The following is a 24,838-nucleotide window of genomic DNA, read 5'->3' on the forward strand; positions in this document are numbered from 1 at the left end:
CATGATCAGCAGCTCCATCAGGTGGTGGTTGGTCGGCGGGCAGGTCGACTGGATGAGGAAAACGTCCGCGCCGCGGATGTTCTCATTGATCTTCACGAACGACTCGCCGTCCGGGAAACAGTTGACGGTGGCGTCACCCAGCGGAACGCCGATGGATTTGCAGATCTCCTCGGCGAGCGCCTTATTGGAAGAGCCGGAAAATATTTTGAACCGCGTGTCCCTCATGCAGCCGCGAGCTAAAGGGAATTGTCGGACTGGGCTAGTCTTTTCTCCACGTCATCCAGCCGTTTGAAGAGATCGGGCAGCCGGCGATAGAGAACCTGCAGCCGGCGCTCCAGCATGTAGGGCATGGCGGGGTTGCCGTTGACATAGGCGCCCGGCTCGGTGTCGGCGGTGAGTCCGGCGCGGCCGCCGGCCTTCGTGCCCTTGGCGATGGTGATGTGGCCGCCTGCCCCGGACTGGCCGCCCATGATGACGTAGTCCTCAAGCGTGGTGCTGCCGGAGATGCCGACCTGGGCGCATAAGATGCAATGCCGGCCGAGCACGACATTGTGGGCAATCTGCACGAGGTTGTCGATCTTGGTGCCTTCGCCGATCCAGGTGCGGCCAAAACGTGCGCGATCCACGGTCGTGCCAGCGCCGACTTCGACATCGTTGTCGATCTGCACGATGCCCGCCTGGCGCACCTTGCGATGACGGCCTTCACCGAATTCATAGCCGAAACCGTCAGCGCCGATGACCGTTCCAGAGTGTACAAAAACTCGTTCACCCAGGATGCATTCGGCATGCACGGTGGCATTCGGGTAAAGCTTCGAGCCTTTGCCAATCTTCACGTTGCGCCCGACGAAACAGCCAGCGCCGATTTCAACTTCGTCACCGAGTTCCACCCCGGCTTCAATCACTGCATGTGGACCAATGGAGACACGTGCCGGATCGAGTTTGGCCGTGGGAGCAATGACAGCGGAAACATGGACTCCAGCCGCGAACGGCTCGGGCTGAAAGCCATACTTTTCCACGATCTGCTCGAATGAGCGGGAAGGGTCCGAAACAGCAATGCAGGAAGCATTCTGCGGAAACTCCGTCCAGCCCAAGGGCACAAGGATCGCACTGGCCTTCGTGTTCACCAGCCGCTCGTTGTAGCGGGCGTCATGGAAGAAGCTCAAGTCGCCGGCGACGGCCTCTTTGAGCGAGGCGAAACCCGTGATCTGCTCCGCAGGATCTCCACACAAAAGAGTTCCCCCAACAAGGGTGGCGAGATCGGCGAGAACGATTTTCATGAACGGCATGTTCTCATCATTCGATGCCTCATTCCATGCCAAATTTAATCCGCATGATTTTTGTCACACCGGTGGTCAGCCTTGCAGTGTCTCCACGCGCATCCAGCCCGGTTCGCCACGCACACAGCCAAGCTCACGGATGGCCGTAAGCGCCGATTTCATGTCGCCCAAACGCGCATCATGGATCATGAGCACGAGCGAGGTCTCGCCGCTGGTGTCTTCGAGATCTTCCGGCTGGATCATGGACGAAATGCCGATGCCACGCTGGCCGAGCACTGCGGCGACCTGCGCCAGCACACCGGGAACGTCATCAACCGTAAGCCGCAGATAATAACGCGACACCGTGTCGTCGATCGGCTTCGATTTGCCGTAGAGACCGTGCGGCACGAAGCCGCTGTGACGAGCGCCGTGCATCAGCACCGCCGCCGCTTCGCACAGATCGCTGATCACACTGCTGCTCGTCGGGTCCTGGCCGGCACCACGGCCGTAGAACAGCGTCTCGCCCACGATGTCGCCATTCACCAGCACCGCATTGAACGCACCGCTCACACTTGCCAGCACATGCGACAGCGGCACCAGCGTGGGCTGCGTGCGCACCTCAACGAGGCCGTTTTCATCCGCACGGATCACGGAGAGCAGCTTGATCGTGTAGCCGAGGCGGGCGGCGAATTTGAAGTCGGTGATGCTCACGCGGTCCACCCCCTCGACATGCACCTTGTCCTGCGGAATCCAAAAGCCGTAGCTCAGGGAGGCCAGGATGATGGCCTTGTGCGCCGCATCCCAGCCGCTGACATCGAGCGCGGGGTCGGCCTCGGCGTAGCCTTTTTCCTGCGCTTCGCGCAAAGCGTCCGCATAGCTCAATCCGGCCTGCGACATGCGGGTGAGGATGTAATTGCAGGTGCCATTGATGATCCCGTGAATGGAGCGGATGTGATTGCCCACCAGCCCCTCTTGCAGCACCTGGATGATCGGAATACCGCCCGCCACCGCCGCCTCGAAGTAAATCGGCACGCCGCATTCCTCCGCCAGTGCGAACAATTCCTTCCCACGTTCCGCCAGCAGCGCCTTATTGCCCGTGACGACGATCTTTTTGGCCCGCAGTGCTGCGGCAACCATTTCGTAGGCCGTGGTCGTGCCACCGATCAGTTCGACGATCACCGGAATGGTCGGATCGTTGACCAGCTCTTTCCAGTCCGTCGTCAGCAGCTCCGCAGGCACCACCACATCGCGAGGACGGGACAGATCACGTACCGCCACCCGCGTGATGCGCAGGTCAGCCCCAGTGCGCTGGCTGATGAGCGAACGATTGGCCTGGAGATTCTTGAACACTCCTGCACCGACGTTGCCTAAACCGGCCAAGCCTATGTTGATGAAACGCGCAGAACTGACGATGGACATGATGGATGATTTGCCGGGGTTGAGGGGCCGTAGTCATGGCGGAGGCACGGCGAACTCGCAAGCAGGAAGGCACCCGTTGAGCACCCCGGCCAATCTCCTAAGCCCATCCGAGCGAGGCTCTGATAATGAACAACTTGCGTCAATCTCGTTGCCAAAAAAGTCTTGTCCTGCCCCGGCCTCATCGGTTAAAGATACATTCAATTCCGTGACTTTGCGCTCCATCACCTACTGGCTCATTTGCAGCATCACCGCCGTTATCGCGGTCGGCGCTGCTGAACCCGGCGTGGCTGCGACGCTCTCCTTTACCCTGCCTGACAACGCCTCAAGCATGGTGCATACGGTGCCAGAACCCAGCCGTGCCCTGCTGCTGTTCGCTGGCATCATGGCGATGGCCTTTACCTACCGAAAGGCTTGGCTGAGTTGGAAGCAATCCGAGTAATCCCATTGTGGATCACTGATTTTGGCGAGTCTTTTTTCATCGACGGCATTGCGGCCCATCGCTAGCCTCGCGGCATGAAAGCGTTCTCCGCACTGCTCGTACTCGCCACCAGTCTGCTCCACGCTGCTGACGCTTCATTTCCGAAACACGCCATCGCCACGGTGCATCCACTTGCCACGCAGGCGGGCATGGATGCCTTTGAAAAAGGCGGCAACGCCATCGACGCGGCCATTGCGGCCGGTTTGACGCTCGGCGTCGTCGATGGGCACAACTCCGGCATCGGCGGTGGCTGTTTCTTCGTCATCCATGCCGCCGATGGCACCGTCACCTGCATCGACGGCCGCGAAATGGCCCCCGCCAAGGCTTCTCGCGACATGTATGTCATCAACGGCAAGCTCGATGACGAAGCCAGCAAGACCGGTGCGCTGGCCAGCGGCGTCCCCGGTTACCTCAAAGCCTGCGCCGCTGCGCAAACGAAGCACGGCAAGCTCAAACTCGCCGACGTGCTGCTCCCCGCCGCCGCCATCGCCGAAAAAGGCTTCCCTCTCGACGAGGTCTATGCCCGCAAACTCGCCGCCACCGCCGCCAAACTCGCCCAATTCCCGTCCTCGGCCGCCATTTTCCTCAAAGACGGCAAACCGCTCGAAAAAGACCAGATGCTCGTTCAAACCGACCTCGCGGCCACTTATCGCGCCGTGGCCGAAAAAGGCATCGCCTGGTTCTACGAAGGCGAATTTGCCGCCAAAACCGAAGAATGGATGAAAACGAACGGCGGCATCACGACTGCGGCCGACTACGCCAACTACACAGCACCCGAGCGCGAGGCGATCCGCTCCAAGTATCGCGGCTACGACCTCATCACCATGCCACCGCCCAGTTCCGGCGGCGTTCACGTCGCACAGATACTCAACATTCTCGAACACTTCCCCATCCGCCATTTCCGCGCCAGCAGCCGCATCCACGTCATCACCGAGGCCATGAAGCTCGCCTTTGCCGACCGTGCGCACTGGCTTGGCGATCCCGATTTCGCCAAAGTGCCCCGTGGCCTCGTCTCACCTGAATACGCCGCCGAACTCGCCAAGAAAATCGACCTCGATCACGCCACCGAAGTCCCCGCCCACAACACGCCACCGCATTGGGAAGGCGATGTTTTTGGCAAACACACCACCTTCCTCTGCACCGCCGACGCCGAGGGCAACTGGGTCGCGCTCAATCAAACCATCAACACCGCCTTCGGCAGCAAAGTCGTCATTCCCGGCACCGGCGTCCTGCTCAATGATGAAATGGACGACTTCGCCGTGCAGCCCGGCATTCCCAACGCCTTCAAACTCGTCGGCGCTGAAGCCAACGCCGTCGCCCCTGGCAAACGCCCGCTTTCAAGCATGAGCCCGACGATTGTCCTCAAAGACGGCAAGCCCGTCATCGTCACCGGAGCCGCCGGCGGCCCCACCATCATCACGCAGGCCCTCCTGTTGATCACCAACATCATCGATGACGGCATGCTGCCCGAAGCCGCGCTCGCCGAACCCCGCTTCCACCACCAATGGAACCCCACCGAGCTCAAAATCGAAAAAGCCTTCGGGGAGGGCACGCTCAGCCGCGTCACAGCCCTCGGCCACAAACTCGCTGAAACCACTTCCTTCGGCGCCTGTCAGGCCATCTTCTTCGATCAGGAGAAGAAACTGTTCTTCCCGGCGCATGATCCCCGCGTGCCCGGCAAGGCTGACGGCGAATGATCGCCCGGTTGCGTTTTCCGCCACTGAAGTTACTCTCAGCCCATGTCCTTCGACCCCACTCAAATCCAGCTTCCTCCTCCCGGAGCCAAGCTGCGCCTGCCGCCAAAAAACCGGCGGGAGTTGAGTTATGAAGAAAAATATCAGCAGGTGCGCCGTCATCTCCGCGATGATGAAGGCGGTGCCATGTCCGTGCAGATGAAAGCCCAAATCAACGGCAGCCATGCTCAGCCAACTCGAGTTTGCACAGTTGGTTGATGGTCCTGCCATCGATCGCGAGATCGAGCGCCTGACGAAAAAGCGTGGTGGCTGGTTGGATGTGGCTCAAATCCTCAGCCGTAGGATCAATGGCACCGTCGATTGGGAAACGCTTGGCCCGGCAGGCTCTCGCTTTTCAGTGATTGGCAGCCGCGGCGAAGCAGTGCTGTTTGATGACCGTCATGATTCGACCCAGATCATCAAACTGCGTGGCCGTGAGGAAAACGGCTTCGGCACGGCAGGTTTTGGCTGCATCCTCGTGCGCAATGATCGTGGCATGATCGAATACGGTCCTGGCACCATCGAGCAGGCGCTCGAGCGCGAGCGTTTGAGCTGGGAACTTCTTGGCTTCGGCTGCGAGCTCGAAGACCTGATTGGCGACGGCGTCGGCATGCTCCTCGCGCAGCGTTTCATTGTCGGCACCACGCCCACTGACAAAGAAATCACCGCATGGATGACTCGCCACGGCTGGGAACCACTGCGCGAGCGCCGTGACGTCTCCGTCACCCTCCGAGACTTCGCCTGGCAACGCGATGGCATCGGTGCCTTCGATGCCAACGACACCAACTTCCTCAAAAGCGAGGCCGACGGCGAACTCTATCCCATCGACCTCATCGTCTGGCCGCTTCCAGACTGATCATTCCTCTCGCAACTTCCGCCTCAGCGTCGCCCGGTTCATCTTCATCGCCGCTGCCAGACGCGTGGGCTTGCCTTCGAAGCGCTTCAAGAGCGTCTCCAGCATCGACGTCTCCACCGTTTCGAGCAGATCATCATACGCGGGCATCATCTCATCGGTGCCCGTGGTCTTTTGATCGAGCCATGCGGCGAGGCTGCGCTTCATCGTGTCTTCCAAGTGATTTCCATCCTCGGTCTTCACGAGGCTCGCAGGCAGATGATGTGGCAAAATGGTGCTGCCGCTGCACACAGCGGCAGCGTGGGTCATCGCCGCTTTCAGTTCACGCACGTTGCCGGGCCACGCGTGCGCTTTCAAAACAGCCAACGCCTCCGCTGAAAGCACACGCTCACCGAGGAAGGACGCCGCCAGCGCCGGAATGTCACCGGTGCGCTCCGTCAGCGGCGACAGCGTCACTTGCAGTACGGCCAGCGCGTAAAACAGATCCTCACGCACGGCTGACAGTTCATGACTCGATGCGCTAAAGAGTCGCGCCTTCAAATCGCCCACGCGATGCATCAGCGCGGCCTGCAGCGGTTTTGACCAAGTGCTGATCTCATCCAGAAAGAGCACGCCATTGCCAGCTTTCACGATGGCATCATCCAAAGCGGCTTCTACACGATCCGCAGGCCATTCATCAGCACGAAACACGACCAGCGGCTCATTCGCACGTGCGCTGTGACGATGAATCACCTCGGCGGCGAGGCTCTTGCCGCTGCCGGGCGGTCCCAGGAGCAAAACCGGCGCGTTATTGCCGCTCGCCTGCGCGATGATGGCAAACGCGCGCTGCATCGGCTCACAGTTGCCGATCATGGTCGTCTGCACGGGCACCTCGGTCTTCGCGGGCGTGAAGACCTCGCGGATGGTGCGCTGCAAGTCGGCCAGATTGAGCGGTTTGAGAAAGTACTCGCGTGCGCCGAGCCTGCGCGCCTCCAACGCGGTGTCGAGCGTGCCATGCGCGGTGATGATGACGACTGGCGGTGGTTGGGACAATACCTGGATCTTTTCGAGCACCTTCAGCCCGCTCATGTCCGGCAATCCGACATCAAGAATAACGAGAGCAAAGTTCTGCGCGCCCAGTTTGTCGATGCCGCCCTGTCCGCTCGCCGCCACGACCGGCGTGGCATCAAGACGCCGCACCACGGTCGAGAGCGCGGCGGCCAGGGCGTATTCGTCTTCGATGATGAGGATGCTGGCGTTCATGCGGCGGCTGCGGGAAGCGATACCATGATAACCGCGCCGCCCTTGGGGTCATTCTGCAATTCAAGCCGCCCACCATGCGCTTCAACGATGCTGGCGACGATATTGAGGCCTACGCCCATGCCACCTTCCTTCTCCGTGAAGAACAACTCCGTGCCGCGTGCGAGGGCGGATTCGGAGAATCCGGGGCCAGAGTCGGTAAAACGAAGCGTGACGAAGTTCTTGGGATTCCCCTCACCCAACCTCTCCCCGAAGATCACGTTGTCTGCTGTCGCTGAATTGGGGCGGGGAGAGGGGATTCGCGTTGGAGCGTCCGCAAAACGATTCTCCTCTCCCCGCCTCTGACTCTCGCTTACCTCTTGATTCACTTCGGGGAGAGGTCGGGTGAGGGGCTGGCCATCCGCTGTGATTCGCAGCTTCCCACCTCGTGGCATCGCCTGGATCGCGTTCACGATGAGATTGCGGAACGCTTGTGAGAGCCGCTGCGCATCACCCATGACCCAAACCGGGCGGGTGAGACTGTTTTCAATGTCCACGGCAGCATGCCGTGCCTGCGCTTCGAGATTCCGCGCTACGGCGGCGATGCATTCGACCACATCGAGCTTCACCAGCCTTGGCGGCAGCGGATTGGCGAGATGCAGCCACTGATTCACCAACCCGGCGATCACTTCCGACTCGCTCTCGATCATCTTCAGCGCCTTCGCATCCTCGCCATCGCTTGGCGTCATCAACTGCGCATGCAGTTGGATCGAGGCGAGCGGGTTTTTGATGTCATGCGCCAAACTCGTCGCCACACGGCCCAGCATCGCGAGTCGCTCGGATTGGGCGCGCTTCAGTCGCTCACGAGCCAGCAACCAGCCCACGAGGCCGGAGACCAGCCAGAAGGCGATGAAAGCATTCCGCGTGGCCGGATCACGCAGCGAAAGCTGCGATGCGACTGGCTTGCGCATGAAGATCATGTCGTTCTTGTCATCGAGACGCACGACGAGCGTATCGTCACCCTTCGCCACTCCCTGGCCAGCTTCGCGGAATTCGATCTGCATGCCGAGCAACTGTTTCAAATCACCCGCCAGCTTTTCACTGCGCGGCAGATTCATCCGGCGCACAAATTCGGCATCGGCTTGTGCCAGCGCATGAAATAGACGGTTTGATTCTTCCCGCTCACGCTGCCGCAACCAAGCGAGCAGCAACAACGATCCCGCGACGACAAACGCGAGGAAGCCGAGGCCGAAGGTGAGGCGGAGCTTGTTGGAGGACGATGGCACAAGGCAATTTTAAAGTAGTCATGGGCTTTAGCCCGTGATGTTACCAGAGCGAGCTAAAGCTCAGCACTACTTTATGGCTCAGGCAGCCGAGCGGTCTTATCAATCGGTTTGTCTTCCCACACGGCTTCCTTCGTGACCGGATCATAAGTCAGCACGCGGCTCTTGCTGCCGGGAACCGGCGGTTTGTCGATCTTGGGCAGCCATTTCGCGAGTTCGGTCTTCTTCGCCGCGTGTTTCGGATCACCGGCGAGGTTGGTCCACTCGTTGGGATCGTGTTTCATGTCGTAGAGCTCCTCGCTGCCATCGGCGTAGTGGATGTAGCGCCAGTCTTCGGTGCGGATGCCGTGGTTGCCTTGGTTGTGCGTGGTGATGGCGGGCCATTCGCGTGGTGCGCTGGCATCTTGAAGCTGCGGCACGAGGCTGTGGCCTTCGAGATCGCTGCGGGCGGGCATTTTCGTGAGTGCGAGCAGCGTGGGAAAGATGTCGAGCAGTTCCGCAGGGCGGTGGCAGACTTGACCAGCCTTCACGCCGGGTCCGGCGAAGATGAGTGGCACTTTGGTGCTGCGGTCCCAGAGCGTGTTTTTTCCCGTCATGAGTTTTTCGCCGAGATGCCAGCCGTGGTCGCCCCAGAGGACTATGATCGTGTTCTCCCCACGGCCAGTGGCTTCAAGTTGCGCGATCAAGCGGCCCACTTGGCTGTCCATGAAACTCACGCAGGCCAGATAAGCACGGACAAGCGGCCGCCACTCATTGTTCGCGCGCAGCGTGCTCAAGCGTGGCTCGGGGAGCTTCCAATGGAGGAAATCGGCGAACTTCGGCAGATCGGCACGGTCGTCTTCTTTGACAGGAGGCATTTTGAGGTCGGCATCGGGATAGAGATCGAACCACTTCTGCGAAGCATAACACGGCACATGCGGCAGTCGGAATCCAGCGGCGATGAAGAACGGTTTGTCGGCGGGGGCACGCTTCAGCGCGTCGATGGCCGAGTCGGCGATTTTCCAGTCGGCGTTGTCTTCGTCCTTTTCAGGAAACACGCCCCAATCCATCGCGGGATGACGATCCGCACCGGGAAGATGGGCGATGGGCTTCTTCGGTTTCGGCATCGGGCCGCGATTGCCGAATTCGTTGAACTCGGCCTTCTGATCGCCACCGCGCATCGAGCCGTCGTGGTAGATTTTGCCGCTGTTAAAGGTGAAATAACCCGCGCTGGTGAATGTTTGCGGCAACGTGATGTGGTTCTTCGTTTGCTCAACCTCCCGAATGCCCGGCGACAGGCCGCAGATGCCCGTGGTCGATGGACGCAGGCCGGTCAGCAACGAACTGCGCGATGGATTGCACAGCGGCGCCTGGCAGTGCGCGTTGGCGAAGAGCGTGCCGCGTTTTGCAAGCGCATCAATCGACGGCGTCTTCACCTGAGGATGCCCGCCCATGCAGCCGATCCAGTCGTTTTGGTCGTCGATGGCGATGAACAGGATGTTTGGCCTCGAATCGACAGCGTGGGCGATGGTGCTGAGCAGGAGCGAGATGAATAAGAGTTCGAACTTCATGAGACCGCCATCAACGCGGTCACGAGCGCAAAGATTTTCACAAATCGTCGTCGCTCACAGCATCGAAGACTTTTCGACCTGCCAACGGCAGTCCCAGCCGCAACGCACGAGCGTCCTCAACATGCTCGGTGAGCAGGCGGCTGCCTTTGATGAGTTCGGGCGGCAACGGTGCAAGGAGAGCGTCGATGATGGTGGGCTGTCCCTGGGCATCGCGCATGATGTTGCCGTAATGCAGATCACTCATGATCCAGGCGGTTTCGTGTTCCCACAGAATCCAGGTTTGACGTTTGAAACGAGCCTTGCACGGCACCGCTTGAATGGTGCTCACCGCAGTCTGACGATCTGCCTCGAAATCATGGTATGCCGATGCGAGCGGCTGTTTGACGACGAGATAATCGAACATGTAGTCCAGGCCGACGATTTCGGTCGGGCAGGCTCCTGCATCATGAAGAACCATGAGTTTTTCCAGTGTCTGGAGCAACGTGGCATCCTGGGTGGACATCTCGTAGCCTTCGCCTTCCTCAGATGGCTCGATTTCAAAAGTCTTGCCAAGACCGCCGCTGCGAAAGAGCGGAAACAACTTGTACACGAGCCGCCATTGATCATCCGCAAAGGGACATGCCTCGGCACCCGTTTTGAGCGGACGCAGCGTTGCGGACTGCAGCATGTCATCCGCGTCATGGGAGATGCCCAGCGCGGCGAGATCGATCAACGGGACGCCCCACTGGCGGGATCTTGCTTCAACAAGGGCTGCCCAAGCATCAGGCGCATACGATTGCCGCGATGGAGAGTCGCGAGTTGCCTCCTGGATGCCTTGCGCTCGTCGTCGGTTAAGGGCAGAGCAAGCTGATCGCTCGCCAAGACCGAAGACTGCGCCTTGGAGGGCAGTTTCGCGTCCGGTGCGGAAGTCGAAGAAAGTTTGTTCTGAGCGGCTGTCATTCACGCATGATGCTGGTGACGTTTCTGGAATCGTCAAGAGTCAGGGCCGTCAAGAAAGCGAATTTCAAGCCGCAACGTTCGGCACAAGGTGCTCGGCAGCCTTGGCGGCTTCGGCGCGGAGTTCGGGATTGAGGTTTTTCTGCTCGAATTCGCGGCACCAGCCTTTGATTTCGAGTTCGTTGAAAATTTTACCGATGACGCGTCGCAGGAGGCCTTTCAAATTTGGGAGTTCGACTTCTTGAAGGGAGCGGATGGCTGCCTCCTTGTAGCTTTCGAGGAGCGTCATCGCTTTTTCATGCGCACCGCTGTCGAGCGCCCACTGGCGAATGGTGGCGTTGTCGGGTTTGGTAGCTGCGACACCGTTCCAGAGGGCTTCCATCTGATCTTTGACTTCGCCTTTGCCTTTTTCACGCAGGAGGGAGAGGACAATGCTCGGGCGCATGTTCCATTCGTTGTCAGCAGCGGAGTCTTCGCCGAGATCGTCGAGGTCATCGCGAATCTGATAGGCGATGCCAAGGTTCTCGCTGTAGGCGTGGAGCACGTCGGCGCATTCGTCGAGCTGACCGGCGAGGGCAGCGCCGACCTTGAGAGCGACTTCAAACGCGGGCGCGGTCTTGCTGCGGAAGATTTCGAGCACCTGGGTGCTGCTGAGGGCCACGGGATGACGCGTCCAGAGCAGTTCTGCCCCTTGGCCGATGCACAGCTCGCGCTGGCCTTCGGCGGCGACGAGAATGGCGGCGCTGCGGATGTGTGCGGCAGCGTCGTTGTCCGCGAGGAGGCGGTAGCCTTCGCCGATGAGCAGGTCGCCGATGTTCAAGGCGACGGGGATGCCGTGCTCGGTGTGCAGCGTGGTTTCGCCGTAGCGTTCGGCGTCGCCGTCTTCGATGTCGTCGTGAACGAGAGAGGCTTTGTGGAAGATTTCGACGGCGATGGCGGCTTTTTTGACCGTGTCGGAGATCGGACCTTCAGCGTCTTCGCGCAGGGCCTGATAAGCGGCGACGGTGAGGAAAGGACGCCAGCGCTTGCCAGCACGGGCGAGCCAGTCGCGCGAGATGTCATCGCTGTGGCCGCGCGATGGACCCATGAGCGCATCGAGCGATTCGCGGGTGAACCAAGTCTTCACTTCATCGTGAAGGGCATTGAGGTTCAGGCGGCGGGTTTTATCGTCGCTGGTGAGATGGATGTAGTCCCAGACCCAGTCGATATCGACGAGGGTGTCGATGCAGTCGTCTTGCAGCAACGGCACCGCGACGGCAGGAATGGCGGCGGCTTCGATGTAGGGGAAGGTGCGCTCCAACACCGGGAGGCAGGAAATACCGACGATGGCCTCGATCTTGCCAGTTTGAATGAGCGACATGACGATGGCGCTGCCTTCGGCAACGAGTACGGCGTAGCCGAGCTTTTCGGCCTCGTTTTGGAAGTCCTGGATCGAGCACAGGCCGCACTGTTTGCAGAGCAGGCCGAATTCATCGAAGGGCGCGGGGCATTTGCTTTCAACGCGGAGGCATTTCGGCATCAGCAGCAGACGCTTTTCAAACGGCACGGAGGCAAGCGATTCGCGCCAGGTTTCGTTGGCAAGGAGAACGCCGACGTAGTCACGGTGGATTTTGTCGATGGCATGGATGGTCAGGATTTTCTCTGTGTGTTCCTGAAGTTCGGCCAGCGGCACCGGCGGCACGAGGCGAGTCTGCTCGGTATAAGCACGTACCCAGCCGAGGATTTGATCACGCTCAGGCTTGGTCTGCGGGATGTTTTTCTTTGGCTGGCGGATGCGGCGGTTCAGCCCGGGAATGGGCGGCGGCAGGGCGACAGAACGGACGGCGACGGTGGACATGCGGGAAAAATGACGAAGGCAGAATTTGAGAATGACGAATGACTGGCATTAACCGCAGGGGAAGCGCGTGGTCTTGCAGATATTGCGGTGGAGTGCGCGAATCTTGCGCGCCAATCCTCAAACCACGGTGCCACGGCTGCTTTTAGGAGTCGTTTTTTTCTTCGGCTTGGCGTCGGGAAGGCCTTCGTCTTGAAGAATCGTGTCCTGTGGCAGCGGTTCGGTGCCTTCCTCAGCCTTCGGCTCAGGTTCGGCGAAGGGGGTGGTCTTTTGGTAGAGATTGAGACGGGTGGAGAATTCGTCCTGGAGTTTTTTGCGGTCTGCCTCGGGTAGATCCTTGTCTTCTTTGAGCAGGGTGATGCAGCGCTTCTGCCATAGCTCGGCCTCTTTGAATTCGCCGTTACGGGCGAGGGCGGCGGCCATGGTGTCGATCATTTCATAGGGTTGTTCATCGCTCTGAATGACCTCGGCAACGAGTTTGAGTGCGCGACGTGAGAGCAGGACGGCCTGCTCGCCATTGTGCAGGTTTTCCTCCGGGCAGGTGGCGAGGAACCAGGCCAGATTGTTCGAGGCCCAGGGATCTTCTGAGCGTGCGGCACGGTGATACCATGCGCCGGCACGTCGATAGTCCACCGGCACGCCCTGGCCGGTGTAGTAGAGATTGGCGATACGCGTCATGGCAGGCACAAAATCCTGCTGGGCGGCCTTGAGATAGTACAGGGCGGATTTGGCCGTGCTCTTGGGCACACCATCGCCACGTTCGAGCTTGGAGGCGTAGGCGGTTTGTGAGGGCGGATTCCCCTGCTCCGCCGCTTTCTTGAACCACTCCGCCGCCTTGGCCAAGTCCTGCTTCACGCCTTTGCCATCTTCATACATCAAGGCCAGGCTGTGCTGCGAAAGCGCAAAGCCAAGATCTGCTGAAGTGCGATACCATTCCGCCGCCTTGGCCAAATCCTTCTTCACGCCGACGCCGTCTTCATACAGCGTGCCCAGAACATGCTGCGCGCGCAGATGCTTCTGCTTGGCCGCTTTCTCGACAGACTGCACGCCTTCTTCGAGATTCTTCTTCACGCCTTCACCGGTGATCTTGCGCAGGCCGAGTTCGAACTGCGCGTCCGCATCACCCCGGTCGGCCCATGTTTGCAGCTCCTTTTCATCCACACGCTGGGTCTGCTGGGCGTGGATGGTGGAAAATGACACCAGGACCAAAGCGAGGATGCCAAGGACCAAAAGCGGAGTGCGGGCGTTCTTCATATGGGGGAAACTACGTCTCACCGGATGCCTCTCAACCAGCAAAATGAGGGGGATGCAAAATGGCGTGCTCATGACGGCATGCATGGTCATGCGGCGAGATGGATTTCATGACGGTGTGTCAGGCGCAGAGTCCGGGGATTTTCACGGCAAGAGGAACATGGCGTGGCCGCTTTCGAGTCATTTCAAGGTGCGGCCTGTGCCACGTCCGCGTATCCCGCAGCGGGATACTCCATCTCACAGCCAAATAATTCTTGAACCATCAGGCCGAATTTCAGATAATCCGCCCATTATGAAGACGACAAACACTCGTCTCATGGCTGTGGTGGGATTGATTCTGCTCTCACAGCCAGCGTTGCTGCATGCAACGAACGTGCCGGTGGGGTTCTCTGCCTCCTATAGCGATCCAACGCCGGTAGGCAGCACCACACTCCTCCTCCGACTCCCCGCATTCTCTGATTCATCCACATCCAAACACCGATCTTCATGAAAAAACCACGCTCGTTTATTTCCTTCGCCTTTGTCCTCTGCTTCCTGGCGGGTCTGCTGATGCCTCCGTCCTCTCAGGCGGCGGTCATCTTCGGCAACCTGCCGCAAACAAGTGACGACAATTCCACCATCGTTTCTGCGGGTGGTCCTGGGGGGGGGGCAGCTACGCGCTGTGGTCTTCACCATGGGCAGCCAGGACTACACTGTGGACAATGTGATCTTGCGGCTGGGCTTCTACAGCACGATTACCGATGTGGCTCAAGTTGGCTTCTTTTTGGACAATGGCAGCGGCAACATAGGCACTCAGGTGGGCAGCTTCCTGAGCGCGCCACCATCCACCAACAACAATGTGAACAACTTCACCTTCACTCCCGATGGCCCCCTCACACTGGCGGCCTCAACCAAATACTGGCTCCTCGTGGATGGTGCCGCAGCGGCTTTCGATTGGTTTGGCAATAGTCCGACAATCTCTCCCACTGGCAGCGGGGCGTCTTTCAATCCTCTCTACCGGCACTCCAGTGACAATGGGGTGACTTACGCCACCACGAACCTGAAACCCTCGTTTGAGATCAACGGCACCGCCATTCCCGAGCCTTCCCGCGCCCTGCTCGCCGCGCTGGGGCTGTTCGGCCTCATCCTGCGCCGCAGACGCGCTTAGCGCATCAGGTGTCTTTTCACGGCACCGTGATCCTGACATCCTTGATCCACACGACTCCCTGATTGCTCTGAATGGCAAGGGTGCCCGCGCCCAGTCGGGCCAAGGCCACGTTTGTAGGCGGCTGCCAGTCGGCGGGCTGGGTCCACTCATTCACTTTGCCGCCGTTGACATAGATAGTGACCTGCCTGCCTTTCACGACGATGCGGTAGTCGAACCACACGCCATCGCGCACATGGATTTGTTCGACCGGGGCCACGCTCCAGAGGCTGCCTGTTTTCTGCCGGTCAGAGTTCCCATCGTTTGCGAGCTGCGCTTCCAGTCCGATCTGCCCGCCCTTCACATCGGCGGATGAGCAGTGAATGAAAACCCCCGAATTGGCCTTGTTCCCGGTCTTCACCTTCAGGGTTAGATCAAAATCGGTCCATGAGGCATTCCCGCTGCTGCCCACGTAAATGAGATTGCCCTTCATGCCCGTGGCCTTGATGGCACCGTCTTCAACCACGAACGCAGCACCATCGCCCCCAATGCGCCAGCCATCCAGCGTGCTGCCGTTGAACAGCGGCTGTGATTTGTCCGTGCTCGTTACCATCGCGACAGGCGGTGTCGGCCGCGGACCCAATTGTGCCCGCAGTATGCCGCGCGGGCGTTTCAACTCGGCGGGCAACCTCGCATCATCTTCCGACGGCGACTCACTTCCCTCGGTGTGCCTCCAAGACGCGCTGGAGTTCCGCCTTCCCAGCGTCAGTCATCTTGGTACCACCGACGGGCACGTTGGTCACGGTTGGGCAAGTTTTCAGGATGGGAACCACCGCGTCGGTGACCAAGGTGCCGTCGAGGCGGAGGTAGCCCAATGGCAGCTTCATCAGATGGGCGACTCCTTGGTCAGTGACCTTGGCATAGGTCAGCATCATGTAGGTGACTCCCTTGGCCTGAGCGATGGCGGGCATCCATGCATCCGTGAAGCTGTCGCCACCGAGTTGAAGAGAGGTCAGGTTCTTCATGCGTCTGAGAAAATCGCCAAAGCCTTCTGGCGTGAAGGTTCCTTTGCTTCGGCTGTCCTTGCTGAGGTCCAACCGCGTCAGTCCCGGCATGGCGCTCGCGATGGCTTCAAGACCTGCGTCCGTAACGGGGCTGGAACTAAGGAAGAGATTGGTGAGACTGCTGAAGCCTTTCAGACCCTTGAATCCTTCGCCGTTGAAGGTGGTGTTAACCTCGAAATTCAGTTCCCGCAGCGCCCCCAGACCGGCGAGCGCGGCCAGAGCGGAGTCACCGATCGGTACCGGCGGCATGATGATAATCTCCAACTGCTTGAGCTTGCCGATCTGGATAAGATGCTCCGGCTTGAGGGTCGGCACGCCACTAAGCACCAGCCGTTTCAGTTTCGATTTCGTGGGCAAGTGAGCGAGGAAGGAGCCGTCGAGCTTGGTACCGGTCACTTCCAATTCCTCCAGGTCCGGCAAGGCAGCGAGCCCTTGCAGCATCACATCCGTGACGGCGGAATTGGTCAGATCGAGCCGCCGCAGCTTCTTGAAGCGCGGCAGGTAGGCCAAGCCCTCGGCGGAGATCGTCTGGCTGTCCGTGGAAAACTCCAGCAGGTTTTCGTTGATGTAGCCCAAACCGGTGCCGGTGAACTGCTTGCACATGTAGGTGATCGCCAGCTTCTCCAGGCTTTTCAAGCCGGTGAGATGTGCGAAGGCCGCGTCATCCACGGCGGTGGGCGTGAGGCGCAGTGATTTGACCTTCGTCAGGCCGCGCAACACCTCCATCGGCATGGTGCCGGGATTTTTGTTGAAGTACATGCTCTCCAGCTCCGGCACCCGGCCAAGCACCGCGAGCCACTTCTTCCCCTCATCATCCATCGGCAGCTCGTAAATGAAGAAGTGCAGCAGGGTGAGTTTGCTCTTGGGCAGTTCATCAAGGCTCTTCACCGTACGCCTCTGTCCGCCATCCAGCACCTCCACGCTGCCACCCTTGCCAAGCACCCACTCGCACAGCGCCCTTACCTCCTCCGGCGTGGCTTTGGGCGGTGGTGGCAAAACTTTGTCGGCTGGCAATGGCGGCGCGGTGGGTGCGATGGGCGCCGAAGTCTTGGCGCTCGCTGCGGACGTGGCAGTGACGCCGGTTGAGGGTATGGATGGTTGCGGTGCTGCGGTTTTTTCGCGTTGCGTGCTCACATGATCCCGCACGGCCTTCACGCGCAGGGCGTCATCGAGCTTCTGCGCCTTGGTGAGTTCCTCCTGATACGCGGCCAGCGCGCGATCATACGCGGCATGCAGCGGCGCGGCGTTTTTGTCGCGCGTGGCGAGCAGCGTGGCCATCGTGGTGCGGTAGGTCTTGCGCAGCGTCTTCAAAGTTGCCGGAGTCTCCGCCGCATCTTCCGCTGGCACGGTGCCGCTGGTCTGGATGAGCGTTTTTTCATTCCGCAGCGCCAATGCCTCATCCAGCTTCCCGGCCTGCGACACGGTGGCGATGCTGCGATCCAACGCGGCGCTGAATTTCGTGTTCAAATCGGCCACCGCCGTCTTATGCGCGGCTCCAGCCTGCTTATCGTAAGCGGCGAGGAACTGCTGCTCAATCTGCGCCAGTCGCTGGGCCACAAGATCGGCGACAGGCTGTTCCCGCAGATACTTCATCTTGCCTGTGACCTCACGCAGCTCCACGGCATGGACGGTATAGGATGTCTTGACGGTTCCGATGCCAAGGGTACCTGCTGTTTTCAGTTGGAGGCCCACGGGCACCTGCATCTCTGCCAAATCGGCGGGCAGTTCGGAAATCTTCACGCCATCGAGGTAAGCCGTCACCCCCGACTTCCTCACAGCAATCTGCACGGCATAAGCGCGGTCCGTGTCAAAGCATGCGGGGACGATCTTCAAAGTCTTGTTCGCAGTCTTGATGCCCGGCTCTCCCTGGTGGTTCCCGAAACCAAAAATGGTATTCGCGTAATCCCCGCCATGCCAGACGAAGGAACGATCCACCCGTGCGAGCACCAGCGAGATTTGTTCGTTACCAGTTTTTTTGGTGAAGCGAACCCTCAGGTCATACTCCTCGGGGGGGATCACAGGCAGTTCAGCGAGCGCTGGCTGACTCTTGCCGTTGGAGACCAGTTCGCCACCCTCTTGCTGCCATTTCCCCTTCACCGTGTCCTTCTCCACATCCACCAGCGGCAGCAGCGCGATGGCATTGGCCCACGGCGCGGTGTCCACGGTATCGGGTGCGGCGGGCGGGGGTGGCGTGACCAGCATCGGAGCAGGCGCAACTTTGGTGACAGTGGCTGGATCACGTTGCCATTTGATTTCGCCATCGAGCGCCTCCACACGGATGCGGTGGAAGACGGTGCCGTCCAAAGTGGTGCCGATAGCGAAGTGCGACGGGTTGTTGGGCCGCCACACAATCGCAGACCCCGTGCTCAGGCTGCGCTCGCCCTCCCACCCGACGAGCGGTCGGCCATCCAGCCAGGCGCTGAGAGCAATCCGGCCCGGCTTCTTCAATTCAACCTTCACCGTCAGCCGGTTTTTCTGACCCAAGGGCGAAGCCATATCGGCCCAGGCGGGATTCTTTTTGCCGCCGAGGCTTTCGCCACCGAAGTAGGCAAAGCCTGCGCGCGTCGCCTTGGCGTGATCCACCATGAAGGAGATGTCGTCCTGCCCGGCACCATTTTCTTTGGCATATGGCAGATGAAACACCACATCACCAGGCGTCGGTACCGTGGAGATCTCGGCTTCGATGAGGTAGCTCCCGCTACAGTTGAACGGCAGCTCGACCCGTGAATTGACTTTGCCTTTGCGCCCGCCATACGCCAGGCCGTCAGGCTGCATTTTCCAATCGCCGTACACGACATCCTGCCCCAGTACGAGAACGGGCAGCACATCCACCGCCTTCGCGGTCAAAGTGGGCACTGGCGCGGTGAGTGGCACGCGCGGGGCCGGAGCGGGCGAAGCTGTCTTCGGTGTCTTCGGCTTGGGCGTAGGTTTTTCCGACACCACCGCCGTTTTTCCTGCGGACTCCGGCTCTGGAGCCGATTTTTTCCCGCCTGAAAACAAAAACACCATCGCACCAAGCACGATCACCGTCGCCGCCATGCCAAGGTAGAAGCCGGTGCTGGATTTTTTGTGGCTACGATCGCCAGAGCGCAGTTCAGCGGCCTCTTTGCGGATGTGCCCGCCTGCATCGCTACGCGAAGCATTGCGGGCAGGCAGCGACTGCTTCGGAATGGCCGCGCTGCTGTGCGTGTCACCCGCTTTCACCAGCGGCACGGTCATGATCACATCCAGGTCACGCCGAATCTCCGCCGCAGTCTGATACCGCGCCTCACGGTCGGTCTGCATCGCCTTGCCGATGATCGCGTCAAAGCGCGGATCGGTGCCGAGCTTCGCACCCGGCATCGTCCACATGCCACGCGGAATTTCGCCCGTGAGCATCTGGTACAGCATCACGCCGATGGCATACAAGTCCGCGCGCCCATCCAGCGGCACACCGGGCATCAACGCCTCCGGGGCCACAAAATCCGGCGTACCCATCGCCATGTTCGTCTTCGTCAGGCCGCCCTGCGCCGTGTCATTCGACTTCGCCAAGCCGAAGTCCGCCACCTTCACCGCGCCATCCATGTTGATCAGAATGTTCGCCGGTTTGATGTCGCGGTGGATGATGCCGCTCTTGTGCGCGTAGGCCAGCGCATCGCAGACATGTGCGGTGATCGCCAAGGCATAATCCACCGGCAGTTTGCCCTGTGTGGCGATCATTTTGGCCACATCCGTGCCATCAATGAACTCCATGACGATGTAGAGCAGTCCGGTCTGCGTCTCGCCGAAGTCGAACACGTTCACAATCGCCGGATGGTTCATCTTCGCCATCGTGCGCGCCTCATTCTTGAAGCGTTCGGCAAACTGGGCGTCCACATCGTCGATCAAGTCCCCCGGCAACACCTTCACGGCCACTGCCCGATCCAGCGACATCTGCACCGCTTTATAAACCGCCCCCATCCCGCCACGCCCGAGCAACGAGACAAACTGATACTGCGGCAGCATCGCCTGCATTTCATCCAGCGAAGGCGGTTGCCACATGCCAGAAGGTTTGGCGCCAGAAGATGAAGAGATGCTCATAGGCAGGACAACGATGACGGAAAACCTAGCGCAACCGCCACCCCGCTGGCGATGATTTTTTTGAGGAGCCTCAAATCCGCCATTCCTGTCAAGCCCGTGCTTGCGGTTTATCTTGGGCCACGGTTTTGACAAAAGGCGGAGGCCGTGCGTGAATCACGCCGCAGCCGAAGTCGCCACTCCTTCCAGAGTGGTGGCACGGGGGACCCAAAACTCCCTGCATCGCAAGATGCAGGGCGGGGCGAAGGAAGGCGGGTAACCGCTGACCAGTCCACTTCCAAGGACCAGTCCGACAGCTAACCTCGCAGGCGACATTGGAAGGGCGATCCTCTGCCCGGCGCGAGTGCTCCGGGACCATGGTTTCCCTCACATCACCGCACCCTCGTGCGGACGGGAAACCGTCCTCATGCAGGTGCTTCCGAGAACCATCCCCACGACATCATGAAAACCATCTTCCTTTACTCCATCCAATACTGGTTCATCACGCTTCCAGTCCTCGGCATCATCGCCCTCTACTTCATCTCCTGCGTTTACATCCCGGAGAGCAAAGTCGGCATCGTCATCAAGCGCTTTGCCTTCAAAAACCTCCAGCCCGGCGAAATCATCGCCCTCAACGGCGAAGCCGGATATCAAGCCGACACACTCGCACCCGGATTGCACTTCGGCTTCTGGATCGTGCAGTATCACATCGAGAAAGTGCCCATGATCCGCGTCCCGCAGGGCGAACTCGCGCTCATCGTCGCGAAAACCGGTGCCGCCATCCCTCCCGGTCGCATCTTGGCCCAAACGGTCGATTGTGATCACTTCCAGGATGCGCGCGCCTTCCTCACGCATGGCGGTGAAAAAGGCCGTCAGCTCGGTGTCATCACCGCAGGCTCCTATCGCATCAATCCCGCGCTGTTCACCGTCATTACCTCCGAGAACGCGCACCAGAACGGCCTCGACCCACGCCTGCTGCGCATCCAGCACGTCGATCCTGACCTCGTCGGCATCGTCACCACTCAGGATGGCAAACCCATTGATCAAACCGAGATCGCAGGCCCGATCGTCCATGGGCATGACAACTTCCAGAATCCGCAGGCCTTCCTCAATGCCGGCGGCAGTCGTGGCTTGCAGGAGCAAGTCCTCCTCAGCGGGCAGTGGAACATCAATCCCTGGTTCGCCCAAATTGAGGCCGTGCCCATGTTTGAAATCCCCATCGGCCACGTCGGCGTCGTCATCTCCTTCGTCGGCAAAGCTCACCTCGACATCAGCGGCCCCGACTTCAAGCACGGCGACCTCGTCGATGTCGGCCACAAAGGCGTCTGGGGCATGCCCTTGCTCCCCGGCAAACATCCCGTCAACACCCGCATCATGCGCGTCGAACTCGTCCCCACCACCAACATCGTGCTCAACTGGGCCACGCGCACCGAATCCCACGCCTTCGACGCCAAGCTCAGCAGCATCACCGTGCGCTCCCGCGACGGCTTCGCCTTCAATCTCGATGTCTCCCAGATCATCCACATCGGCTCCAATGAGGCTCCCAAAGTCATCTCACGCGCCGGATCGCTGCAAAACCTCATCGACCACGTCCTGCAGCCCATCGTCGGCAATTACTTCCGCAATTCCGCGCAGGACTACACCGTGCTCGACTTCCTCAGCGCCCGCAGTCAGCGCCAAAGCGAGGCCGCCAGCCACATCGAAGCCGCCCTGCGTGAATACGATGTCGAAGGCATCGACACCCTCATCGGCGACATCACCCCGCCCGAGTCACTCATGAAAACTCAAACTGACCGCAAGCTCGCTGAAGAGTGCCGCAAGACCTACGAGATGCAGGAAGCCGCCGAAAAACAGCGCCAGCAACTCGTCCGCCAGACCTCCCTCGCCGACATCCAAAACCAAGTCGTCAGCGCTGAGCAGGGCGTCAACATCGCCGAACTCCACGCCACCGCCGCCGTCAAGAAAAGCGAAGGTGAAGCCGCCTCCACCCGCCTCCGCGCCAGCGGCGACGCCGAAGCCATCCGCGCCACCGGCCAGGCCAAAGCCGACGCCTACCAAGCCGGCGTCACCTCCCTAGGCTCCGATGTCTATGGCATGCTCCAAGCCTTCCAAATCATCGCCGACAAAAACCTCCGCGTTGTCCCCGACGTCCTCGTCAACGGCGGCCCCAACGGCCAAAACGGCATCCTCGACGCCCTCATGGCCATGATGACCAAACAACGCCCTGCGCTTCCCAGCGTGAACTGATTCACACCACCCACCTCACGGGCTGCGGATTCATTTCCGCAGCCCGTTTGACATTTCCGGCCCACCGTTCACCCTTCGCCACGCCTTCGCGGGTGTAGCTCAATGGTAGAGCAGGTGCTTCCCAAGCATCATACGTCAGTTCGATTCTGATCACCCGCTCCACCTCTTGGCAGCGGTTCAAGACCGCCTCAGCGCCAGGATCAGTTCATCCAGTTTGCTGGCAATCGCCTGCACCTCACCCACGGTCGGTGGATCGCTCACGATCATGGCCAAGGTGTTCACGGCATTGCTGTTGTTACTCGTCCCATTGACCGCGCTGCTGAGCTGACCATTCGTCACCTCGCCCGGCGAACCTTGCGGCCCCCTGCCACCGTCGTTGCCAGTAAAGCCACGCGGGATATTGAAAATAATCCGCACGGCGCTGCCATCGAAGTTCGTCTGCACGGAGGCGGGATCAGTCGGGTTCAGCATGTTCACGCCATCAACGATGAAGTTCGTGAACGGCGGGCCTTGGCCGCCATCGTTGCCGTTGCTGCCATTCGTGCCGTCACTCCCGCGTGGAATGGCAAATAGCAGTCGAACGCTGGAGCCATCAAAGCTCGCGTTCGCCGTGGCCGGTTCACCGGGATTCAGCGTGCTCACGCCATCCACGATGAAACTCGTGATCGGCGGACTGCTCACGCCATCCTGACCTCTGGGTATCCCAAACGTGAATCTTACATTGGCACCGTCCCAGCTCACGCTAGCCTGCGCTGCATCACCGGGATTGAGCGTGTTCGTGCCATCAATGATCGCGCCGGTGACGCTGGTGCCATCACTGCCGTTCTGGCCGGGCGGTCCTACGGGAATGGTGTCGATGAGGTCTTTGAGACCGTTGAACTGGCCGCGAAACATCGCGCCGGTAAGGTCCGCATGGTCGGCGGGAATGTTGGGATCGAAGGGCATGGCTGTTGAGAAGACAAGGAGACCAGGAGACTCGGAGTGGAGGAGTGATGGAGACTTGGAGAGTTTGAGAAGAGGAGACCGGGAGGCTCAGAGTTTCGCGGCGCAGCCGCTCTCCACGTCTCCCAGTCTCAACGTCTCCCCGTCTGGCTTCGGCACTCAGCCGCCGAAGGCGACGCTGACGATGTCGCTCTCGATGCCGATCTCCTCGTCGTTGATGACGCCGCGCGCCATGTACTCGCGCACTTCCGGTGTGCCAGGACTGGCCAGCGGGCGCGTGTCGTAGTAGGGCGACTCGCTGTCGAGGCCCAGTTTCGTCCAGCCCAGCGTGCCGCGCAGGCGTGCGTACACGGCCACGCAGTCACACTCGCCCTTGGTGAAGTCCACCTTCACTTGATTGCCCAGCACGGTGAGCGTGAGCACGGTCTTGAAGGTGCTGGGGTCAAAGGTGGATTCAGCACCTTTGAGGCCCAGCGTGCCCTCCACGCCGGAGCCTGGATAGGCGGCGCGGGTCTTGATGTTGCGCACGGCGGCGCGGATGGCGAGTTGGTTGACGCGGGTGGCCTCCTTTTCAGAGGTTTTCGCTCCTTTGGCGGCGTTGTCGGCGGCATCGGCCGCCTCCATTTTCGCGCATTGGTCGGTCGCCGTGGCTTTGATGGCGGTGATTTCCGCCACCGTGAGGCCCACTTTGGGGCCTTCGGTTTCAATCGTATCCCGGATGGTTTTCCACCAGAGATAGCGCGCTGGGCGCAGTCGAGGGATGTAGTCCATGGTTTTGGTTCCTGGTTTGCGTTTTGTTGGCAGCACCGTGGTGGCGATCTGGCCCGGAACATTCGGCGCAGAATCCAGATGGTGGCCCTCATCGAGCCGCCACCCCTCATCCAGTCGAATGATACCCGTAGCCATGCGCTGAACCGTGTGAGTGCTGTTTGCTCGTGGTTGGACGAGCGGGGGAATCGTCGCAACAGACGCCTGAAATGCCAATTACAAAGCATGACATAGATTGCACCCTTGGTTTTTGATTCGATGCACAGTGCAAATGCCTGGATGCAGTGCGTGTTTTGCCAGCACCACCAGTTTCCAGCTGCTGACCTGCCGCCCCAATCACCGGATCAAAACCCCTCTGCCCCGGATCATTTCGAAAATGCCCGTAGTCAGATGCCCAATGATCCGGGACGAACCGGAAATGTCCCCGATCATTTCCGGTTTGATCGCGATCAAACGCGAAATGCCCCGGCCATTTCAGGAATGATCAGGATCAAACGCCGTTTGCCCCGGATCATGGGGCAAATGCCCCGGATCAAAACCATTCTGTCCCCGGACAACCGGGGAATGATCGCGGTCAAATCCGTTTTGCAGCGTGTTTTCGCGCCTTTCTCCCTGGTCGGCTGGGTTCTATAACGCTCTACGCCAGTGAGATACGCCACCTGCCCGCATGGCTACGCCAAGCGTTGCTGGCGGGCCCTGCCGCTCGATCTCGTGCGCGACACCCGGCGCGGCGAGAAAGCCCACGACCAGCAGCGCCGCCTCAAGCGCTTCCGCGAGCAGCGGCCCGGCGGGTTGTGATCAGACTGGGAGAGCCGCTGCCCTCCGCGCAATTCCTTGCCATCAGCAGC

The 24,838-nt window shown here is 60.1% G+C and carries 21 protein-coding genes, 1 tRNA gene and 1 riboswitch; of the genes, 9 read left to right on the plus strand and 13 right to left on the minus strand.

What is annotated here, in order from left to right:
- The 3 genes from ACKVY0_RS13510 to ACKVY0_RS13520 all read right to left on the minus strand — a co-directional run.
- Nucleotides 1-225 (minus strand): ribose-phosphate pyrophosphokinase-like domain-containing protein (locus tag ACKVY0_RS13510; protein ID WP_409215351.1); only part of this gene is annotated, 225 nt, incomplete at its 3' end.
- An 11-nt stretch (nucleotides 226-236) separates the two neighbouring features.
- Nucleotides 237-1,277 carry a UDP-3-O-(3-hydroxymyristoyl)glucosamine N-acyltransferase gene (lpxD, locus tag ACKVY0_RS13515; protein ID WP_409215352.1) on the minus strand — a complete coding sequence of 347 codons (1,041 nt, stop codon included), beginning with the start codon at nucleotides 1,275-1,277 and terminating at the stop codon, nucleotides 237-239.
- 75 nt (nucleotides 1,278-1,352) lie between these two features.
- On the minus strand, nucleotides 1,353-2,675 hold the full coding sequence (locus tag ACKVY0_RS13520; protein WP_409215353.1) for a homoserine dehydrogenase: 1,323 nt from the start codon (nucleotides 2,673-2,675) through the stop codon (nucleotides 1,353-1,355).
- A 205-nt stretch (nucleotides 2,676-2,880) separates the two neighbouring features.
- On the opposite strand from ACKVY0_RS13520, the gene ACKVY0_RS13525 reads away from it, so the two are divergent.
- The 4 genes from ACKVY0_RS13525 to ACKVY0_RS13540 all read left to right on the plus strand — a co-directional run bounded on the left by ACKVY0_RS13525 (nucleotide 2,881) and on the right by ACKVY0_RS13540 (nucleotide 5,742).
- Nucleotides 2,881-3,114 carry a PEP-CTERM sorting domain-containing protein gene (locus tag ACKVY0_RS13525; protein WP_409215354.1) on the plus strand — a complete coding sequence of 78 codons (234 nt, stop codon included), beginning with the start codon at nucleotides 2,881-2,883 and terminating at the stop codon, nucleotides 3,112-3,114.
- 74 nt (nucleotides 3,115-3,188) lie between these two features.
- Nucleotides 3,189-4,850, plus strand: a complete 1,662-nt coding sequence (ggt, locus tag ACKVY0_RS13530) for a gamma-glutamyltransferase (protein WP_409215355.1) — start codon at nucleotides 3,189-3,191, stop codon at nucleotides 4,848-4,850.
- A gap of 42 nt (nucleotides 4,851-4,892) precedes the next feature.
- Nucleotides 4,893-5,105 (plus strand): hypothetical protein, encoded by a 213-nt coding sequence (locus ACKVY0_RS13535; RefSeq protein WP_409215356.1) that lies wholly within the window; start codon nucleotides 4,893-4,895, stop codon nucleotides 5,103-5,105.
- Complete coding sequence (locus ACKVY0_RS13540) at nucleotides 5,071-5,742, plus strand: hypothetical protein (protein ID WP_409215357.1); 672 nt, start codon at nucleotides 5,071-5,073, stop codon at nucleotides 5,740-5,742. Before ACKVY0_RS13535 ends, ACKVY0_RS13540 begins: the two co-directional genes overlap by 35 nt.
- On the opposite strand, the gene ACKVY0_RS13545 is transcribed toward ACKVY0_RS13540, so the two are convergent.
- The 6 genes from ACKVY0_RS13545 to ACKVY0_RS13570 all read right to left on the minus strand — a co-directional run bounded on the left by ACKVY0_RS13545 (nucleotide 5,743) and on the right by ACKVY0_RS13570 (nucleotide 13,814).
- Nucleotides 5,743-6,981, minus strand: coding sequence for a sigma-54-dependent transcriptional regulator (locus tag ACKVY0_RS13545; protein ID WP_409215358.1), 1,239 nt, complete (start codon nucleotides 6,979-6,981; stop codon nucleotides 5,743-5,745).
- Entirely contained in the window at nucleotides 6,978-8,243 is a 1,266-nt protein-coding gene (locus ACKVY0_RS13550) for a sensor histidine kinase (protein ID WP_409215359.1), read from the minus strand. The genes ACKVY0_RS13545 and ACKVY0_RS13550 overlap by 4 nt, the downstream gene beginning before the upstream one ends.
- 71 nt (nucleotides 8,244-8,314) lie before the next feature.
- On the minus strand, nucleotides 8,315-9,790 hold the full coding sequence (locus ACKVY0_RS13555; protein ID WP_409215360.1) for a sulfatase: 1,476 nt from the start codon (nucleotides 9,788-9,790) through the stop codon (nucleotides 8,315-8,317).
- A gap of 37 nt (nucleotides 9,791-9,827) precedes the next feature.
- Nucleotides 9,828-10,502 carry a hypothetical protein gene (locus ACKVY0_RS13560; protein WP_409215361.1) on the minus strand — a complete coding sequence of 225 codons (675 nt, stop codon included), beginning with the start codon at nucleotides 10,500-10,502 and terminating at the stop codon, nucleotides 9,828-9,830.
- 291 nt (nucleotides 10,503-10,793) lie between these two features.
- Nucleotides 10,794-12,563, minus strand: coding sequence for a polyprenyl synthetase family protein (locus tag ACKVY0_RS13565; protein WP_409215362.1), 1,770 nt, complete (start codon nucleotides 12,561-12,563; stop codon nucleotides 10,794-10,796).
- Between the two features lie 117 nt (nucleotides 12,564-12,680).
- On the minus strand, nucleotides 12,681-13,814 hold the full coding sequence (locus tag ACKVY0_RS13570) for a tetratricopeptide repeat protein (protein WP_409215363.1): 1,134 nt from the start codon (nucleotides 13,812-13,814) through the stop codon (nucleotides 12,681-12,683).
- Nucleotides 13,815-14,442: 628 nt separating this feature from the next.
- On the opposite strand from ACKVY0_RS13570, the gene ACKVY0_RS13575 reads away from it, so the two are divergent.
- Nucleotides 14,443-14,958 (plus strand): choice-of-anchor R domain-containing protein, encoded by a 516-nt coding sequence (locus ACKVY0_RS13575; protein ID WP_409215472.1) that lies wholly within the window; start codon nucleotides 14,443-14,445, stop codon nucleotides 14,956-14,958.
- 16 nt (nucleotides 14,959-14,974) lie between these two features.
- Here ACKVY0_RS13575 and ACKVY0_RS13580 read toward each other — a convergent pair whose 3' ends face one another.
- Together ACKVY0_RS13580 and ACKVY0_RS13585 are read right to left on the minus strand one after the other, a co-directional pair.
- The gene (locus ACKVY0_RS13580; protein ID WP_409215364.1) at nucleotides 14,975-15,547 is read right to left on the minus strand and encodes a DUF1080 domain-containing protein; all 573 of its coding nucleotides are present in this window, start codon (nucleotides 15,545-15,547) and stop codon (nucleotides 14,975-14,977) included.
- Nucleotides 15,548-15,647: 100 nt separating this feature from the next.
- Nucleotides 15,648-20,018: a protein kinase domain-containing protein gene (locus ACKVY0_RS13585; protein WP_409215365.1), complete on the minus strand. Its 4,371-nt coding sequence runs from the start codon at nucleotides 20,016-20,018 to the stop codon at nucleotides 15,648-15,650.
- A 185-nt stretch (nucleotides 20,019-20,203) separates the two neighbouring features.
- Nucleotides 20,204-20,380, plus strand: a riboswitch (cyclic di-AMP (ydaO/yuaA leader).
- Between the two features lie 115 nt (nucleotides 20,381-20,495).
- Here ACKVY0_RS13585 and ACKVY0_RS13590 point away from each other — a divergent pair.
- Together ACKVY0_RS13590 and ACKVY0_RS13595 are read left to right on the plus strand one after the other, a co-directional pair.
- Nucleotides 20,496-22,280 carry an SPFH domain-containing protein gene (locus ACKVY0_RS13590; protein ID WP_409215366.1) on the plus strand — a complete coding sequence of 595 codons (1,785 nt, stop codon included), beginning with the start codon at nucleotides 20,496-20,498 and terminating at the stop codon, nucleotides 22,278-22,280.
- An 88-nt stretch (nucleotides 22,281-22,368) separates the two neighbouring features.
- A tRNA-Gly gene (locus ACKVY0_RS13595) sits at nucleotides 22,369-22,442 on the plus strand.
- 15 nt (nucleotides 22,443-22,457) lie between these two features.
- On the opposite strand, the gene ACKVY0_RS13600 is transcribed toward ACKVY0_RS13595, so the two are convergent.
- Nucleotides 22,458-23,225, minus strand: coding sequence for a hypothetical protein (locus tag ACKVY0_RS13600; RefSeq protein ID WP_409215367.1), 768 nt, complete (start codon nucleotides 23,223-23,225; stop codon nucleotides 22,458-22,460).
- A gap of 156 nt (nucleotides 23,226-23,381) precedes the next feature.
- Nucleotides 23,382-23,993 (minus strand): hypothetical protein, encoded by a 612-nt coding sequence (locus ACKVY0_RS13605; RefSeq protein WP_409215368.1) that lies wholly within the window; start codon nucleotides 23,991-23,993, stop codon nucleotides 23,382-23,384.
- A 240-nt stretch (nucleotides 23,994-24,233) separates the two neighbouring features.
- Between ACKVY0_RS13605 and ACKVY0_RS13610 the strand changes: the two genes are divergently transcribed.
- Together ACKVY0_RS13610 and ACKVY0_RS13615 are read left to right on the plus strand one after the other, a co-directional pair.
- Complete coding sequence (locus ACKVY0_RS13610) at nucleotides 24,234-24,623, plus strand: hypothetical protein (protein WP_409215369.1); 390 nt, start codon at nucleotides 24,234-24,236, stop codon at nucleotides 24,621-24,623.
- A 12-nt stretch (nucleotides 24,624-24,635) separates the two neighbouring features.
- Nucleotides 24,636-24,788: a hypothetical protein gene (locus tag ACKVY0_RS13615; RefSeq protein ID WP_409215370.1), complete on the plus strand. Its 153-nt coding sequence runs from the start codon at nucleotides 24,636-24,638 to the stop codon at nucleotides 24,786-24,788.
- Nucleotides 24,789-24,838: the final 50 nt, after the last annotated feature.

This window comes from Prosthecobacter sp., from assembly GCF_046154365.1.
Classification (GTDB): domain Bacteria; phylum Verrucomicrobiota; class Verrucomicrobiia; order Verrucomicrobiales; family Verrucomicrobiaceae; genus Prosthecobacter.